Below are 17,882 nucleotides of genomic sequence, written 5' to 3' on the forward strand. Positions count from 1 at the left end.
TTTTTTGTTTCACTGCCGAACAAACATTTTATTCTGTCTGCTCGTTTATTATAGAAACAAACTAAATGTATATTCACCATGAAAACATTCGTCTTGATGATGGTAAGTCTGTTGTTTGCCGTTTCTTTGGAAGCGCAGAACAAGTCTTTTTATGATTTTACAGTGAAAACGATTGATGGCAAAGACTTTCCTCTTTCTTCATTGAAAGGTAAGAAAGTGCTTGTGGTCAACGTGGCTTCTAAGTGCGGACTGACGCCACAGTATGCTCAACTGGAGAAACTGTATGAGAAATATAAAGATAAAGACTTTGTAATAATCGGTTTCCCTGCAAATAACTTTATGGGGCAGGAGCCCGGAAGTAATGAGGAAATAGCTCAATTCTGTTCTTTGAATTACGATGTGACTTTCCCGATGATGGCTAAGATTTCCGTCAAAGGGAAAGAAATCGCTCCCCTTTATCAATGGTTGACAGAGAAGAAACTGAATGGTAAAGAAGATGCGTCGGTTCAGTGGAATTTCCAGAAATTCATGATTGATGAGAACGGAAACTGGGTGGGCTTTGCCTCTCCCAAAGAAAGTCCGTTCTCTGAAAAGATCGTTACTTGGATAGAGAAGGAATAAGAGAGACTTTCTGCAATTCGCTTTCGAAATTGGGAGTGAAGATCCCTTTTCCTAAGTTTTCTTTTATTTCTTCAATGGTCCAGAATCGTCCTCCATCCAGTTCTTCACTGGGATGGATTTCTCCATCGTAAACAGTCTTGTGAACAAAGACAAGTTCTTTTTCACGTTCGGACTCGAAAACATAATTAGTAAGTAGTTCAGGAATAAAGTCCGTGATGCCTAATTCTTCACGGACTTCTCTCTTTAGAGCGATTTCTACGCTTTCGCCCAAGTCGATATGTCCGCCTACGGCTGTATCCCATTTCCCCGGTTGGATGTCTTTCCATTCTGGACGTTTTTGCAGATACAACTCTCCACGGGTATTGAAAATATGAAGGTGGACTACCGGGTGAAGTAGTTTGCTGCCACTATGACATTCTCCACGAGTGGCCGCTCCGGTGATATTCCCCTGCTCATCTACGACGGGGAACATTTCTTGGTTATTATCGCTTAGCATGGTACTTTTTTATTTGGTGAACTGAATTCCTTTGGATACAGAATATTTATGGCATTAATAAGGAAGAATCTCCATAACTTAAGAATCGGAAATCATGTGCTAAAGCATAATCATAAATCGCACGCCAGTTTCCTTTAACAAAAGCTGAAACCAATAATAATAGGGTACTTTGTGGCTGATGAAAGTTAGTAACCATCGCTTTTACTATCTTGTACTGATATCCGGGAGCTATGATAATTTGTGTGCTGGTATGGAGAGCTTCGAGCCCATTTCTATCGAGATAACCCAATATCTTTTGGAGAGCAACTACCGGAGGGATCTGATCGTATTTCTCATAGGGTTGCCACTGTTTGACGTGCAGTTCTTCTTCCGTAGCATCCGGATGATCTGCTAAAATAACTCCAATGTGATACAAGCTTTCGAGAGTGCGTACAGAGGTGGTTCCTACAGCAATGGCACAGCCATCATGATCGATTAGTTTCTTAATCGTGCTCCGGTTGACCGATATATATTCGGTGTGCATCTCATGACCTTCGATCTCTTCACTTTTTACAGGTTTGAATGTTCCGGCTCCTACATGTAATGTTAACTCTTCAAGATCGATACCTTTTTCCTGCAGTGCATCTAATACTCGCGGAGTGAAATGTAAACCGGCAGTAGGTGCAGCTACCGAACCTTTAATCTTAGAGTAAACGGTCTGATAAGTTTCCTTATCACTTTCTTCCGTATCCCGGTTTAAGTAAGGAGGAATAGGAAGTTCTCCGAATACTTCAAGAATATCGGCAAATGTCACTCCCGGATTATCCCATGAGAAATCTACCCAATGACTGGTTCCTTTACATTCTCCTCTGACGGCAGTCAATGTGATTGGAAATCCTTTGACGGTCATTTCCCGCTTTAACTCTCCGTCTTTCCATTTTTTCAGGTTGCCGATCATACAAAGCCAAGCGGCATGTTCTGTCTGTTGGAAGTTCAATGCATAATCATTCGGCTGAATCGGTTCAAGGCAGAATACTTCAATCAGTGCCCCTGTTTCTTTCCGGAAATGAAGACGTGCTTGAATGACTTTCGTATTATTGAATATCATTAGACTACCTTGTGGGAGATACTCCGGCAAAGAAGTGAAGATATCTTCGCTCACCTCTCCACGACGGTATATTAAGAGTTTGGACTGGTCGCGGGTAGGCAACGGGAATTTTGCAATACGTTCATCCGGAAGAGGATAACTGTATTCACTGATATGTATATGTCTAGGATCTTCTTTCATTGTCTTTTAAAATAAAAAGAGGTTAGAACCCATTCGGCTTCTAACCTCTTTCACCAGTCGGGGTGACTGGATTCGAACCAGCGACCACACGCCCCCCAGACGCGTACTCTAACCGGGCTGAGCTACACCCCGAATTGCGGATGCAAAAGTACTGATTAATTTTTAATTAGCAAATAATCCGCTGAATTTTCTATATGATTTATGTTGATTTATGGCTATGATTCTGATTATTAGCCTTTCTTTGGGTTGTACAAATCCTTTTTTCAATAGGTTTGTCGATTATTGGATCATCTTTTGATAACTTTTTGTGTGATATTAGAAGTAGATATTAATAATTTTGCTTGAATTAGAAAACAATCTGCTTATTTGTCGTTTGAACGCACTAATTCTTTTCTTATCCTAAAAACACTATAAAAAGTAGGCCGGTATATAATAAAACTAAATAGAGAAATGACAAATGAACTAACAATCAGTAAGTTTGTTTATAAATTAATGCAAATAAAAGGTGTTTGACTTCCTTAGTATGATACTATATTTCCAATTTTGGTGTGTGGTAAATTAGGAAGTTATACATTTGTAAAAAGACTTAGTTTAGAAAGGTGTTAAATGTTAGACATTAAAAATAGAGAGACATTAGAGATATACGTCTTGGGTGACGATTTTAAATTTTATCAAAATCTGAAGTATCTTCCTCTGACTTCTTATCCTTCTAATAATCAATTAGCGTTGATTATATATTGTTTAAGTGGAAGGGCTAAAATTACAGTGCATGAAGATGTACACTGGATACAGCCGGAGGAATTGATTATATTACTACCCGGACAATTTATCTCATTTAGTGAGCCAAGTGAAGATTTCTCGACCGTTACGATGGTTATATCTACTTCACTGTTTAGTGACGCGTTAAGTGGTGTGCCCAGATTTTCTCCGCATTTCTTTTTCTATATGCGGACCCATTATTGGTATCCGCAGTCGGAACGCGATGTTCCCCGGATATATAATTATCTGGGTATGATAAAAGATAAGGTTACTTCTCAAGATATGTATAGGCGGGAGCTGATTATTCATTTGTTGAGGTATCTTTATCTGGAACTGTTCAATGCTTATCAGAAGGAATCGACTTTGATGACTGTCCGTAGGGATACCCGTAAAGAAGAATTGGCAAATAAATTCTTTGGGCTTATTATGAAGCATTTTAAGGAGAATAAAGATGTAGCTTTTTATGCAGATAAACTGTGTATTACTTCCAAATACCTGACTATGGTAATCAAGGAAACAAGCGGGAAATCTGCCAAAGACTGGATTGTTGAATACATCATATTAGAGATCAAGGCTTTATTGAAAAATACAAGCTTGAATATTCAGGAAATAGCTATTAAAACGAATTTTGCGAATCAATCGTCGCTTGGACGTTTTTTTAGAAAGCATACAGGTATGTCGCTTTCACAGTATCGAATGAGTAACTTAGAACAATAGCGCGGGCAATTGTGCAACAATTGCCAATTATTTATAGGGATTGGGAAGAGAAAGGGAATGAAGTTTACTTCATTCCCTTTTATTATTATGTAATCTGTCCGGTGTCGGATTAAATTCCCATACATTCGCGATAGAAGTCTAGCATCTCGAAAATAGTCTCCTTATCGGCAGTTTGGTTGATGCAAATATCTCCAATATCCTGCAGTAGAGTGAAATTGATTGTGCCTGAAGTATTCTTTTTGTCATGCGTCATGAATGCATATAATTGGTCGTATTTTTTACAATCGAAAGTAAATACGCCATAATTGTCCTTGATAAATTGGATCGTTTGTCTCATTTTCTCTTTCGGGAAATCTACTTTGAGATGAGAAAGATACAGTTCGCATACGATTCCCCAAGCTACTGCATATCCATGCAATACAGGGCGGTCCTCTGCTAGTGCCATACTTTCGAATGCATGTCCCACAGTGTGTCCCAGGTTTAATGCCTTGCGGATTCCATGCTCAAAGGGATCCTGTTCTACGATATCTTCTTTCACTTGTACCGATTGGCCTACTAATTGTTTGAGAGCTGTATAGTCAATATTAGAAGTATTGAAATTGAGTAATTCCACCCAATGTGCCGTATTGCTAATCAAACCATGCTTCAGCATTTCAGCATATCCGGAGAAAAAATTGTGTGCATCCAGTGTACGCAGGAATTCCGTTTCAATCAGTACGTTGTTTGCCGGAGCAAAGGCACCGATTTCATTTTTCAGTCCGTTGAAGTTGATTCCTGTTTTACCACCCACTGATGCATCTACCATAGCCAGTAGAGTGGTCGGTATATTGATATAGGAGATACCACGTTTGAATGTAGCTGCGGCAAAACCTCCGAGATCCGTCACCATCCCTCCTCCAAGATTGATAAGCAAAGAGTGGCGGGTAGCTCCTTGAGTACTTAATGCCATCCAGACGGAGGCAAGCGTTTCCAGAGTTTTATGTACGTCTTCGGCTCCGATACAGATTTCTACAGCATCTTTCAGTAGACCTGATGCCTTTAAGGAAGGAAGGCAAAGACGCTGGGTATGCTCGTCTGTGAGGACGAATAATTTGTCATGCGGGCATAACTCAATGGCACGACCGAGGCTCGTTTCCAAGCTTTCGCAGAGAATAACTTCTTGTTTACTCATGATTCTTTTGCTTTTTTACTCTGCAAATGTATATAAAATATCTTTTTTTACTTACTTTTGTCTCATTAAAACATTCAATCATGAAAGCATTATTACCTGTATATTGTCGTCCTTTAGGATATGTGGTCTTGTTGGTAGCTCTGTTCATCCCTTTTATTCTGGTGATGCAGGGAGCGGTAACCGATACTAACTTGTTATTTTATAAAGAATGTACAAAGTTGCTGATGATGGCAGGATGCTTGTTGATAATCTTTGCATTCAGTAAAAATGAGAGCCGTGAAACGGAGCAGATTCGTAATTCAGCTGTTCGTAATGCTATATTTTTAACATTTTTGTTCGTCTTTGGTGGCATGTTGTGGCGTGTAATGCAAGGAGATGTGATTAATGTTGATACTTCCTCTTTCCTGACCTTTTTGGTTTTTAATGTGCTTTGTTTGGAATTTGGTCTTAAAAAAGCGCTTGTTGATCGATTCTTTAAAAGATAATTTTCTTTTCAATTAAACCTTTTGCGATTCGATTTGTCAAAAAGACATTGTTATTGCTACTAATATAATCGTAAATAAGGTAAATGAAAAGATTTTCAGCAGGGTTGGTGTTGATGTTGTTATGCACCTTCTCAATTTTTGCACAGAATAAGGTAATTACCGTTTTGGGACGTGTGGTGGAAGCCGACACAAAAGAGCCTGCAGCGCAGGCTACAGTTCAATTGTTATCATTGCCCGATAGTGCTTATGCCGCTGGTATAGCCAGTAGTAACCAGGGATGGTTCACTCTCCCCAAAGTAAAAGCCGGGAAATATGTATTGAAAGTTTCCTATATCGGGTTTCGTACCAAACTCGTACCAATACAATTATCTGCTAATGCCACCGATAAAAAGATGGGAACCATTGCATTAGATCCGGATGCTGTTATGCTGAAAGAAGCTGTGATTACTGCCGAAGCTCCGCAGGTGACCGTAAAAGAAGATACTCTGGAATATAATTCGGCTGCTTATCGTACTCCGGAAGGAGCGATGCTCGAAGAGTTGGTAAAGAAACTTCCGGGAGCAGAGATTGATGATGACGGTAATGTCAAAATCAATGGTAAAGAAGTAAAGAAGATTATGGTAGATGGTAAAGAGTTCTTTGGGGGTGATGTGAAAACCGGATTGAAGAACTTGCCGGTCAACATGATCGATAAACTGAAAACGTACGATAAAAAATCGGACTTGGCACGTGTCACCGGAATAGATGATGGGGAAGAAGAAACTGTTCTCGACCTGAAAGTGAAGAAAGGAATGAATCAAGGCTGGTTTGGTAACGCAAGTGTTGCCGGCGGTACAGAAGACCGTTACGGAAGTAACTTGATGTTGAACCGTTTTGTCGATAATAGTCAATTCTCCTTAATCGGTTCGGCCAATAATGTGAACGATCAGGGATTCTCTGGTGGAGGTGGTGGCCCTCGTTTCCGGAATAGCAATGGTTTAACTGCTACCAAGATGCTTGGAGCTAACTTTGCTACTCAAACTGATAAACTGGAACTGGGAGGTAGTGCCCGTTATAATTTCAGTGATCGGGATGCAATATCTACAAACTATTCGGAACGTTTCCTACAAAATGGAAATTCGTACTCCAACTCAAACAGTAAAGGCCGTAATAAGAATACAAACTTCAATGCCGACTTCCGTTTGGAATGGAAACCGGATACATTGACTAATATTATTTTCCGTCCGAACGTTTCTTATGGAAAATCTAATAGCTATTCCATTTCCGAATCGGGTACTTTTAATGGAGATCCATTTAATTTGGTATCCAATCCTAATGATTTTCTAAACAAGGTTCTGTGGGGAAGCGCAGATGATCCATTGGAAGCTATTCGTGTCAATGCCAGTAATAGTGAGTCAAAATCTGAAGGTCAGGATCTTTCTGCAAACGCTTCTTTGCAAGTGAACCGGAGATTGAATAATCAGGGACGAAACATTACCTTCCGTGGTACATTTAGTTATGGAGATAATGACAGTGAACAGTTTAGTGAATCATTAACGCGTTATTTTGATAAGGCAGCAAATAAAGCGGATGATGAACGTAAACAGTATACTACTTCTCCAACCAAGAGTTATGATTATATTGCCGAACTGACTTATAGCGAACCGATTGCGAGAGCCACTTTCTTACAGTTCCGCTATAAATTTCAATATAAATATAGTGAAAGCGATAGAAGTACATACAGTTTGATTCCTGATGCAGATAAAGGACAGGATTGGTTCTGGAATTTTGGTGATGGTCTACCTGAAGGGTATGAAGAGAATAAGGATAGAGATTTGAGTAAATATGCTCAATATAAATACTATAACCATGATATTAATGCAGGGTTGAATATTATCCGCGAGAAATATCGATTGAACTTTGGAGTGTCTCTGCAACCGCAGAATACTAGATTAGATTATAAGAAAGCTGAAGTAGATACTGTAGTAAAAAGAAATGTGTTCAATTTTGCTCCTAATGTTGATTTTCGTTACAGGTTCTCTAAAGTTAGCCAGTTACGTTTTACTTATCGGGGACGTGCAAGTCAGCCGAGTATGGAAAATTTGCTGGATGTAACCGATGATTCTAATCCGTTGAACATTCGTAAGGGTAATCCGGGATTGAAGCCTTCTTTCTCTCATTCTATGCGTTTATTCTACAATACCTATAATGCAGATAAACAGCGTGGCATAATGGCTCATGCAAACTTGAATATGACTCAAAACAACATTACTAATGCCACTACTTACAATCAGAGTACTGGTGGAGTAACAGTTAAACCGGAGAATATCAACGGAAACTGGAATGCGATGGGGATGTTTGGATTCAATACGGCATTGAAAGATAAGCGTTTCACTATAAACTCTTTCTCTCGCGCCAACTATACCAATGCGGTTTCTTACCTTTTCAATGACGATACCAAGATAAATGACAAGAACACCAGTACAACATTGACTTTAGGAGAGAATCTAAATGGAACTTTCCGTAACGACTGGTTTGAATTTACCTTGAATGGTTCAATCAACTATAACTTTGAACGAAACAAACTGCGTCCGGAAAATAACCAGGAACCTTATACATTTGGTTATGGTGCAAGCACTAATATCTCTTTACCTTGGAGTATGACGTTGTCAACCAATATAACTAATAACGCACGCCGTGGTTATCGTGATGCCAGTATGAATAAGAATGAACTTATCTGGAATGCGCAGATTGCCCAGAACTTCCTGAAAGGCAATGCTGCAACCATCAGTTTTGAAGTATATGATATTTTGCGGCAGCAATCCAATATCAGCCGTTCGTTGACTGCCGATATGCGCTCTGTTTCCGAGTATAATGGAATTAACAGTTATTGTATGCTTCGCTTCTCTTATCGCCTGAATATTTTTGGAAATAAAGAAGCTCGTGGCAATATGCGTCATGGTGGTTTTGATGGTGGTGGCCCACGTGGTCCGCGTGGTGGAGGCTATGGTGGCGGCAGACCACACTTCTAAATCAAGATAACAGATTTAAATGGAAAATAAAGTCCCGGCACAACATTCAATGTTGTCACCGGGACTTCTTTGTTAATCCGATAATTTACTCTATATTTGTTGTTCAGTATCTGTATGAAAGGAGATTCCTATGATTGATTGGAACTATGTGCTTAGCCAGATAGCAACAGTAGCTTTTGATATTCTTTATTTTGGAGCCATTATCGGTACGATTGTCATAATCATTCTTGACAACCGGAATCCGGTTAAAACTATGGCATGGATACTCATATTACTTTTCTTACCTATTGTCGGGCTCGTCTTTTATTTTTTCTTTGGTCGGAGCCAGCGTCGTGAGCGCATTATCGGACAAAAAAGCTATGACCGCCTATTAAAGAAACCAATGGCCGAATATCTGGCGCAGGATTGTTCAGATGTTCCCTATGAATATTCCCGTCTTATTCAGCTTTTCCAGCAAACGAATCAGGCATTTCCATTTGAGGGAAATCGTGTGGCAATCTATACGGAAGGATATACCAAACTCCAATCATTATTGCGTGAGCTACAAAAAGCGAAGCAGCATATCCACATGGAATATTATATCTTTGAGGATGATGCTATTGGGCGTCTGGTCAGAGACGTACTGATCGAAAAGGCTTCTCAAGGAGTTGAAGTGCGGGTGATCTATGATGATGTAGGTTGCTGGCATGTGCCTAACCGCTTTTTCGAAGAAATGCGTAATGCCGGCATTGAGGTCAGAAGCTTTTTAAAGGTACGTTTTCCCTTATTTACCAGTAGAGTGAATTACCGGAACCATAGAAAGATTGTTGTCATTGACGGGCGTGTGGGGTTCGTTGGGGGAATGAATCTGGCAGAACGCTATATGCGTGGTTTCTCCTGGGGAATTTGGCGTGATACGCATATCATGCTGGAAGGTAAGGCTGTGCACGGTTTGCAAACGGCTTTCCTGCTCGATTGGTATTTTGTAGACCGCACCCTGATAACTGCTTCCCGTTATTTTCCAAAGATTGATTCTTGTGGAAACTCTTTAGCGCAAATTGTCACGAGTGAACCTATCGGACCATGGAAAGAAATCATGCAGGGCTTGACGGTTGCCATTACCAGTGCAAAGAAATATTTCTATATGCAAACCCCTTATTTCTTGCCTACAGAGCAAATATTAGCTGCTATGCAAACAGCTGCATTGTCTGGGGTAGATGTGCGCTTAATGCTGCCGGAACGTGCTGATAATTGGATTACTCATCTTGGATCACGTTCTTATTTGGCCGATGTGATGCAGGCAGGTGTTAAAGTTTATTTTTATAAAAAGGGCTTTCTGCATTCTAAACTTATGGTTTCAGATGATATGCTTTCCACAGTAGGATCTACCAATGTCGACTTTCGTAGCTTTGAGCATAACTTTGAAGTGAATGCTTTTATGTATGACGTAGAAACAGCTCTTGAAATGAAAGAAATATTTCTTCAGGACCAGCGAGAAAGTACACAAATCTTTTTAAAGAATTGGGTTAGACGTTCGTGGAGACAAAAAGCTGCGGAGTCTATCGTGCGTTTATTGGCTCCGCTACTTTAATAGTGATGAGATTGATTGGAGAACTTATCTGAACAGTGAGAAGTTTACACTTCCATACACTCTTCTCTCTATGAAATGTGGATTTTCCTCGAAGTTATTATCTTTTCCGTGCTCCAGTACCAATAATCCTCCCTCTTTGAGAAGATTGTTCTGGAAGATTAATTCGGGTATTGTTTCCAATTCTTTTAATGCATAAGGAGGATCGGCAAAGATGAAGTCGAACTGTTCGCGGCCATTCTTGATAAATTTAAATACATCTCCGCGTATTGGTAGACACTTATCTGTTTGCACCTCTTTCATGATTTTGCAGATGAACGAGTGATGCGCAGGCTCTTTCTCAACGCTAATAACCCGATCACATCCGCGGGATACCAGTTCGATACTAATACTTCCGGTTCCGGCAAACAAGTCAAGAGCCGTGACTCCTTCTTCAAAATCGATGTAGTTATTGAGTACATTGAACAGATTTTCTTTGGCGAAATCTGTTGTAGGACGTGCTTTAAATGTTCGGGGCACGTCGAATCTTCTTCGTTTGTAAATACCGCTGATTACTCGCATGTTAATAAGGCTTGCATGTCAATATTAGTTGCAGGATTCATGATGAATACCTGTAAGATAAACTTTTTCAGTTCGCTCATTAAAATTTCTTTCTCGGAAAGTGTTCCTGTTAGATGTAGCTCATCTCGTTCCTGATCAAATTCCAGTTGCTTCCAAGCGTACAATAAATAGTAAATACGGTCTTCTGTATGCGTGCATTCAAAAGAATTGGCCAGAAGTAGATGACCTCGTTCAAAGCAATAGATATCAATACCGTCTTTGCGTACAGAAGCATACATCTTCTTACTGTTTCCTAATCTGCTTTTTACAGAAAAATAATCGATAAACGGAGTAGATTGAGAATAAAAGCGAGCTTCGGGATATTGTTCATTCAAAAAGATCTGTGCACTTTTGTCTATACAGAAAATGACAGCTACATTATTCTTTCTTAGAATATTGTAGAGTACCGTTTCGTTTTCTCTTTTCTGATGATTGTGATAAAATAGAAGTTCCGCCTGTTCCTCTTCAAACAAGTCTAATGGCACGATTGTAAAACGTTTGCTTGCCATCATAATGTTTACCCGTTTGTAAGGATGATTGAGGAAGTCTGATTCGTGGAAGACTGCCTTTAGATTTGCTGTTAGGGATAGAGATGCATCTATCTCTTTCTCTATGATTGAAAGCGAATCGTCATGAATCGGGTTATAGATAGAAAAAGAAAATCCATCCGTACTAAGACGGATGGATAAAGTATATTGTTTTGATTTAGTAAAATCAATCATTATTCCCAGTTACCAGCACCATTGTTCGGAGTATCGATAGAACCTACCATCAAACCGCAGTATCTACCCAATTTGCTCTGAACATCTTTTAAATTAATAATTTCTTGCTTGTCAAGTCCGTCCAAATAAGTTTCATACGGAGCCTTTACTTCGAATAAGTATACAGGAGCACCGGATTTAGCAGTATCGTTTCTTACATTCATTTCGAATTGAGCACCGCCTCCGTAAGGGATGTATCTCATAGAATCCGGGTTGAATCCTTTCGGGAAAATAGTATCCATAACAGCTACCCACATAGTGTCACGTTTGAAGTTTTCAAGTCCCCATTTCTTAACTTCATCATATTTGCCTGTCTTCTTTGCTTTTTCGATGATAGCCATAGCTTTCTTTTCAGTCAGTCCGTCTTCCAATTGTTTGTCGGTCAACATTCCCATCTTCATAACGAACGGCAATTTTTGATTTTTAACGAAGTCGATCAATGTGTCAAATTTGTCTGTATACATTCCGCGGTGCAGCGTACGGTATTCCTGCTGTGCCTTACGGATGTCGATCAAACGGGCAATGACTGCTTTTTCTCTGTCTTTTTTAGCGTTTTCAAAATTGATAGGACCCATAATGCTGGTGTAGCAGATGTAAATCAGTGCAGCAGCACAAAGCACCAATACAATATTAAATACTGTTTTCATGATAAATTATGTTTTTAGTTGTTATATTCGCATCGCAAAAATAGAATAAATAAATTTAAATACGATAGTTCCTCGAACTTTTTTCTCGTACAAAAATGATAAATAACTATTTAGAAAGGCAAATTAAGGAAAATTTTCCTTATCAGCCAACTTTAGAGCAGGAAATTGCTGTAAAATCTCTTTCAGAGTTTCTGCTGTCCACACTGGCGGATGAAGTCTTTATCTTAAGAGGTTATGCCGGTACCGGTAAAACGTCATTGGTAGGGGCATTGGTGAAAACCATGGATCAGTTGCAGCAGAAATCTGTATTGTTGGCTCCTACAGGACGTGCGGCAAAGGTTTTTTCAGTGTATGCAGGACATCCGGCTTTCACTATTCATAAAAAAATATATAGGCAACAGTCTTTTTCGAATGAGCTTAGTAATTTTTCAATTAATGACAATCTGGCTACAAACACTTTATTCATCGTTGATGAGGCTTCCATGATTTCAAACGAAGGACTGTCGGGGAGTGTGTTTGGAACAGGTCGTCTATTGGACGATTTGGTACAATTTGTTTATTCGGGACAGGGGTGTCGTCTCTTGTTAATGGGTGATACCGCGCAGCTTCCTCCAGTAGGAGAGGAGTTAAGCCCGGCACTTTTTTCCGATGCATTGAAGGGATATGGACTTGAAGTACGTGAGATTGATCTTACTCAAGTAGTCCGTCAGGTGCAGGAATCCGGAATATTATGGAATGCCACACAGTTGAGGCAATTGATAGCAGAGGATGATTGTTATTCTTTGCCTAAGATAAAAATAGCAGGCTTTCCTGATATTAAACTGGTACCGGGAACTGAACTGATAGAGGAACTGACTAATTGTTACGATCATGATGGTATGGATGAGACGATTGTTGTCTGTCGTTCCAATAAACGTGCAAACCTATATAACAATGGAATACGTGCTCAAATTCTTTGGCGTGAAGATGAATTGAATACAGGAGATATGTTGATGATAGCCAAAAATAATTACTATTGGACAGAGAAATATAAGGAGATGGATTTTATAGCGAATGGCGAAATTGCAGTTGTCCGGCGTGTTCGTCGAACTCGTGACATATATGGCTTTCGTTTTGCGGAAGTCACTCTCCGTTTTCCTGACCAGAATGATTTTGAATTAGATGCAAATCTATTATTAGATACTCTACATTCAGATTCACCTGCATTGCCAAAAGAAGATAATGACCGATTATTTTATACAGTACTTGAGGACTATATAGATATTCCAATTAAAAGAGATCGGATGAAAAAGATGAAAGCCGATCCGCATTATAATGCATTGCAAGTGAAATATGCATACGCAATAACTTGTCATAAAGCGCAAGGCGGGCAGTGGCAGAATGTGTTTTTAGATCAGGGGTATATGACGGATGAGTATTTGACTCCGGATTATTTCCGATGGTTGTATACAGCGTTTACTCGTGCGACGAAAACATTGTATTTGGTGAATTATCCGAAAGAACAGGTGGAGTGATTAAGATGTTTTTATCTCAAAACTTTTTTAAAAGTCCTTCATTTTTCATATACACATCATGGAGGATTTATTTATAGACCTTCTTATTACAAACTTACTTTTTATATTGAGATATTGCAACTTTATTATTAGATGTTATAGAATAATTCTCCATTTCCATTTGTAACATTGATTGTTGCTTCGTTCGAATATTCAAGTCTGGTAATAAATTCGATGCTTTCTTTGTCTAGTTCCAATATGTCGGTAGCATAAAAACACTAACAGACAGTTTACGGAATCTTCCGTCTTTGTTTCATATTATAATTATTGTTCCAACATTTTGAAAACCTTCTATTTGGGTTCCACTGTTTTCTATTGTAGTTTGGGCAATATACAGATTTAGTGAAGATACGTTGTACTCACCACCTCCTTGTGTAATACTGATAGTCGCCTTATTCTCGCTACCAATCTTTACTTTTATATTTTCCTGTTTTATTTCTAATTTAGAAATTGGTTCTGTTGTAATTCCCTCCTGTTTGTCATCATTACATCAACCCTGCAAGGAGAAGGATAGGCATAACCATTAATAACTTATTTATCGTTTTCATATCTTCAGTTTCATTTTAATAAGTTTATTATTTTCAGTCTTTGAGAGATTTGATACTGTCGAATACTAGTTCTTCATCCTAGAAAGAGCGAGCTATTCTTTGCATAGTCGGTAATTGCACTGTTTCAAAATTGCTTCAGTTGGAGGCCATAGTAAAAATCATGTGTGAACCGTAAGCATTGGCACGCATACCCCGCAAATTATTTTCTCTTGGAAAAGATTTTTTTTAAAAAAAAGATAAATCGGACTAAGTGTTTATTATTTTAGCATTGTTTTATTAACAGAGGAGGGGAAGTCGACACCATTCTTGAGAGTTTAATAAAATGTATAACCATTAAATAAAATGTATGGAAAGCAAACATTCGCTTCGAAACTCGAAGTTATTTCGGGCTTTATTAGTCTTTTTGTTTTTGGCAGTTCCTGTACAATGGGCTATGGCGCAGTTGACCTTATCAACTCCCCGTACAACTTTGGGCACTGTAATCAAGCAAATTCAATCACAATCAAAGTATCAGTTTTTTTATAATGACAAACTTTCAACCATTACGGTTGAGCCTCTTAAAGTGAAGGACGCTTCTTTGGAGCAAGTATTAAGTACACTCCTTAAAGATAAAGCAGTCTCTTATAAAATAGAAGAGAATATTATTTATTTATCTGAAAAGGGGGATTCTAATCCAGTACAACAGCAAAGTGGAAAAGAACGTACTATAACCGGACAAGTATTGGATTCTAAGGGTGAACCTCTAATTGGTGTTAGTATCTTAGTAAAGGGAACAACAGATGGAGCTATTACGGATTTAGATGGTAATTATAAAATAATCACAAAAAGTAATAATCCTATTATTGTTTATTCTTATATTGGCTATAAGACACAGGAGGTGCCTTTAAAAGGGCAGACCTCTATCAATATTACGTTGATGGACGATACACAAGTGATTGATGAGGTTGTAGTTACAGCACTAGGTATCAAACGTTCAGAGAAAGCTTTGAGTTACAATGTAACACAAGTAGATGCCGAATCGGCTTTGGCTGTAAAAGATGCAAACTTTATCAACTCTCTAAATGGAAAGGTCGCAGGTTTGAACATCAACTCTTCTTCTTCCGGTATTGGTGGTGCAAGTAAGGTTGTTATGCGTGGATCAAGAGGTATTGAACAATCTTCCAATGCACTTTATGTAATTGACGGTATTCCAATGTATAATTTAAGTGCTTCAGGTGGTTCTGAAGAATTTCAATCACAAGGTTCCACAGAAGCTATAGCAGATATTAATCCGGAAGATATTGAATCAATGTCGGTCTTGTCCGGAGCTGCTGCTGCCGCATTGTATGGTAGCAATGCTGCCAATGGTGCTATTGTAATTACTACAAAGAAAGGAAAAGTTGGACGTGTATCTCTGACAGTATCCAGTAATACAGAAATGTTATCCCAGTTTGTTATGCCGGAATTCCAAAATCGTTATGGCACATCCGGCACAGATGCCAGTTGGGGAAAGAGACTGAACGATGCCAATTACTATGGATACGATCCTGCAAGTGATTATTTCCAAACAGGACTTATCGGAACAGAGTCTGTAACACTTTCTACCGGAACTGAACACAATCAGACTTATTTGTCTGCTGCTGCGGTTAATTCACGTGGAATTATTCCCAATAATAAGTATGAACGCTATAACTTTACATTCCGTAATACAACTCTTTTCCTAGATGATAAAATGAAGTTGGATGTGGGGGCTCAATATATTATGCAGAAAGACCGTAATATGGTAAACCAAGGTATCTATGCCAATCCATTGGCTTCTGCTTATTTATTTCCACGTGGTAACGACTGGGAAGATTATAAGATGTATGAACGTTATGATTTAGAACGTAACATGTATACTCAATACTGGCCGCAAGGTGGTGGTTCTTTTCGTTTACAAAATCCTTACTGGATCAACTACCGTAACTTGCGCGAAAATGACAAAGACCGTTATATGTTGAGTGCAGCTTTGAGTTATGATATCTTAAGTTGGTTGAATGTAGCCGGGCGTGTACGTTTGGATAATTCCTATAACACATATACACAAAAATACTATGCTTCTACTATTGAAACCATAGCTGAAGGTAAAAATGGTTTTTATGGAGTAACAAATACGCGTGACAAACAAACATACGCGGATTTGTTGCTGAATATTAACAAGACATTTGGAGAGGATTGGAGCCTGACTGCCAATATTGGTGCTTCCTATTCCGATAATCGTTCTGAAGCTCTTGGTGTCAGTGGACCGATTGCCGCAAACGGTCTTCCTAACTTTTTCACTGTTGCCCAATTGGATAAGGATACAGGTAAACGTGAGGAAACCGGTTATCGTGAACAGACTCAATCTATATTTGCATCAGCGGAAGTTGGCTATAAGAGTACCTATTATTTAACTCTTACCGGACGTAATGATTGGCCGAGCCAACTGGCGGGCCCGAACTCAAAACAAGCATCTTTTTTCTACCCGTCAGTAGGTACTTCTATTGTTCTGTCAGAGTTGTTTAAGTTACCTGAAAGTATTTCTTACTTGAAATTACGTGCTTCATGGGCATCTGTTGGTCTACCCTTCGGGCGTTTCTTAGCATATCCGACTTTCTCTTGGAATACTTCTACCGGAGCATATTCTTCTCAATCTGCATATCCATTATATGATTTGAAACCGGAAAGAACAGATTCTTGGGAAGTTGGTCTTACTGCACGCTTTCTGAAAAATTTCAATTTGGATGTTTCATTCTACAATACCAAGACTTATAACCAGACTATGGATGCCAAACTTTCTCCAACAGGAGGATACAGCACTTTTTATGCACAGACTGGTAATGTACGCAACCGTGGTGTAGAACTCTCTTTGGGTTACAAAAATACATGGAATAAATTTACATGGAGTTCGAATTACACATTCAGCGCCAATAAAAACAAAATATTAAGCTTGATTGACGGGTATATAAATCCTGTGACAGGTGAAGAGATTACAAAAGACCGAATGGATGTAGGTGGTTTATCAAAGGCCCGGTTTATTTTAAAAGTAGGTGGTTCTTTGGGTGATCTTTATTCACAGTCCGACTTACTCCGCGATTCGAATAATAAGATTTATGTAAATGAAGATGGAAATGTGACAGTAAACGATAAGGTTGATGACATTTATCTAGGTTCTGTCTTCCCAAAAGCTAATATGGCATGGCGTAATGATTTCCAATATGGCAACTGGGGGCTTGGCTTCTTGTTAACAGCCCGTTTGGGAGGTGTTGTATATTCTGCAACCCAAGCCGTACTTGATTCCTATGGTGTGTCTGAAGTAACAGCGGCAGCCCGCGACAATGGTGGGGTTGTGATAAATGGTAATGATAGAATTGATGCACAAAAATGGTATTCAGTAGTCGGTGCTGACAGTGGTATTCCTCAATACTATACGTATAGCGCCACTAACTTGCGTCTGCAAGAAGCTTCAGTAAGTTATACCATTCCAAGAAAAAAACTGAAAAACATAATGGATATAACTCTTTCATTAGTAGGACGTAATTTATGGATGATTTACTGTAAGGCTCCTTTCGATCCGGAGTCAGTGGCAACTACAGGTAATTATTATCAAGGAATTGATTACTTTATGATGCCTAGCCTTCGTAGCGTAGGATTCAATTTGAAACTTAAATTCTAAAAACTG

General features: G+C 39.0%; 13 protein-coding genes and 1 tRNA gene. 7 read left to right on the forward strand and 7 right to left on the reverse strand.

What is annotated here, in order from left to right; all coding sequences use genetic code 11:
• Positions 1 to 78: 78 nt before the first annotated feature.
• Positions 79 to 621: a glutathione peroxidase gene (locus DXB58_RS00455; RefSeq protein ID WP_009000324.1), complete on the forward strand. Its 543-nt coding sequence runs from the start codon at positions 79 to 81 to the stop codon at positions 619 to 621.
• Here the strand turns inward: DXB58_RS00455 and DXB58_RS00460 are convergent.
• From DXB58_RS00460 to DXB58_RS00470, 3 genes are all read right to left on the reverse strand, one after another.
• Positions 599 to 1,117 (reverse strand): NUDIX domain-containing protein, encoded by a 519-nt coding sequence (locus DXB58_RS00460; RefSeq protein WP_117934466.1) that lies wholly within the window; start codon positions 1,115 to 1,117, stop codon positions 599 to 601. The two genes, DXB58_RS00455 and DXB58_RS00460, sit on opposite strands and share 23 nt — an antisense overlap.
• A gap of 46 nt (positions 1,118 to 1,163) precedes the next feature.
• Positions 1,164 to 2,384: an S-adenosylmethionine:tRNA ribosyltransferase-isomerase gene (locus DXB58_RS00465; protein WP_122135566.1), complete on the reverse strand. Its 1,221-nt coding sequence runs from the start codon at positions 2,382 to 2,384 to the stop codon at positions 1,164 to 1,166.
• Between the two features lie 57 nt (positions 2,385 to 2,441).
• Positions 2,442 to 2,516 (reverse strand) — tRNA-Pro (locus DXB58_RS00470).
• Positions 2,517 to 2,990: 474 nt separating this feature from the next.
• Between DXB58_RS00470 and DXB58_RS00475 the strand changes: the two genes are divergently transcribed.
• Positions 2,991 to 3,860: an AraC family transcriptional regulator gene (locus tag DXB58_RS00475; RefSeq protein ID WP_199487910.1), complete on the forward strand. Its 870-nt coding sequence runs from the start codon at positions 2,991 to 2,993 to the stop codon at positions 3,858 to 3,860.
• 109 nt (positions 3,861 to 3,969) lie between these two features.
• Here the strand turns inward: DXB58_RS00475 and aroB are convergent, their stop codons facing one another.
• Positions 3,970 to 5,031, reverse strand: coding sequence for a 3-dehydroquinate synthase (gene aroB, locus DXB58_RS00480; protein WP_122135567.1), 1,062 nt, complete (start codon positions 5,029 to 5,031; stop codon positions 3,970 to 3,972).
• 80 nt (positions 5,032 to 5,111) lie between these two features.
• Here aroB and DXB58_RS00485 point away from each other — a divergent pair, with 80 nt between their 5' ends.
• The 3 genes from DXB58_RS00485 to cls all read left to right on the forward strand — a co-directional run bounded on the left by DXB58_RS00485 (position 5,112) and on the right by cls (position 10,097).
• Positions 5,112 to 5,516: a hypothetical protein gene (locus tag DXB58_RS00485; RefSeq protein WP_117934441.1), complete on the forward strand. Its 405-nt coding sequence runs from the start codon at positions 5,112 to 5,114 to the stop codon at positions 5,514 to 5,516.
• An 83-nt stretch (positions 5,517 to 5,599) separates the two neighbouring features.
• A complete protein-coding gene (locus DXB58_RS00490) occupies positions 5,600 to 8,527 on the forward strand; it encodes a TonB-dependent receptor (protein ID WP_122135568.1) in 2,928 nt (975 codons plus the stop codon).
• A 130-nt stretch (positions 8,528 to 8,657) separates the two neighbouring features.
• A complete protein-coding gene (gene cls / locus DXB58_RS00495; RefSeq protein ID WP_117934437.1) occupies positions 8,658 to 10,097 on the forward strand; it encodes a cardiolipin synthase in 1,440 nt (479 codons plus the stop codon).
• Positions 10,098 to 10,121: 24 nt separating this feature from the next.
• Here the strand turns inward: cls and DXB58_RS00500 are convergent, their stop codons facing one another.
• Genes DXB58_RS00500 through DXB58_RS00510 form a run of 3 tightly spaced genes read right to left on the reverse strand, consistent with a single transcriptional unit; the run spans position 10,122 to position 12,102 of the window.
• Entirely contained in the window at positions 10,122 to 10,655 is a 534-nt protein-coding gene (locus DXB58_RS00500) for an RsmD family RNA methyltransferase (protein ID WP_117934436.1), read from the reverse strand.
• Entirely contained in the window at positions 10,646 to 11,416 is a 771-nt protein-coding gene (locus DXB58_RS00505) for a DUF3822 family protein (protein WP_117934434.1), read from the reverse strand. Before DXB58_RS00505 ends, DXB58_RS00500 begins: the two co-directional genes overlap by 10 nt.
• The gene (locus DXB58_RS00510; RefSeq protein WP_117934432.1) at positions 11,416 to 12,102 is read right to left on the reverse strand and encodes a hypothetical protein; all 687 of its coding nucleotides are present in this window, start codon (positions 12,100 to 12,102) and stop codon (positions 11,416 to 11,418) included. Before DXB58_RS00510 ends, DXB58_RS00505 begins: the two co-directional genes overlap by 1 nt.
• Positions 12,103 to 12,197: 95 nt before the next feature.
• Between DXB58_RS00510 and DXB58_RS00515 the strand changes: the two genes are divergently transcribed.
• Complete coding sequence (locus tag DXB58_RS00515) at positions 12,198 to 13,616, forward strand: ATP-dependent RecD-like DNA helicase (RefSeq protein ID WP_117934430.1); 1,419 nt, start codon at positions 12,198 to 12,200, stop codon at positions 13,614 to 13,616.
• A 933-nt stretch (positions 13,617 to 14,549) separates the two neighbouring features.
• Positions 14,550 to 17,876 (forward strand): TonB-dependent receptor, encoded by a 3,327-nt coding sequence (locus DXB58_RS00520; RefSeq protein ID WP_117934428.1) that lies wholly within the window; start codon positions 14,550 to 14,552, stop codon positions 17,874 to 17,876.
• Positions 17,877 to 17,882 lie beyond the last annotated feature (6 nt).

The sequence above is a fragment of the Bacteroides sp. OM05-10AA genome (genome assembly GCF_003439055.1).
Taxonomy (GTDB): Bacteria; Bacteroidota; Bacteroidia; order Bacteroidales; family Bacteroidaceae; genus Bacteroides; species Bacteroides intestinigallinarum.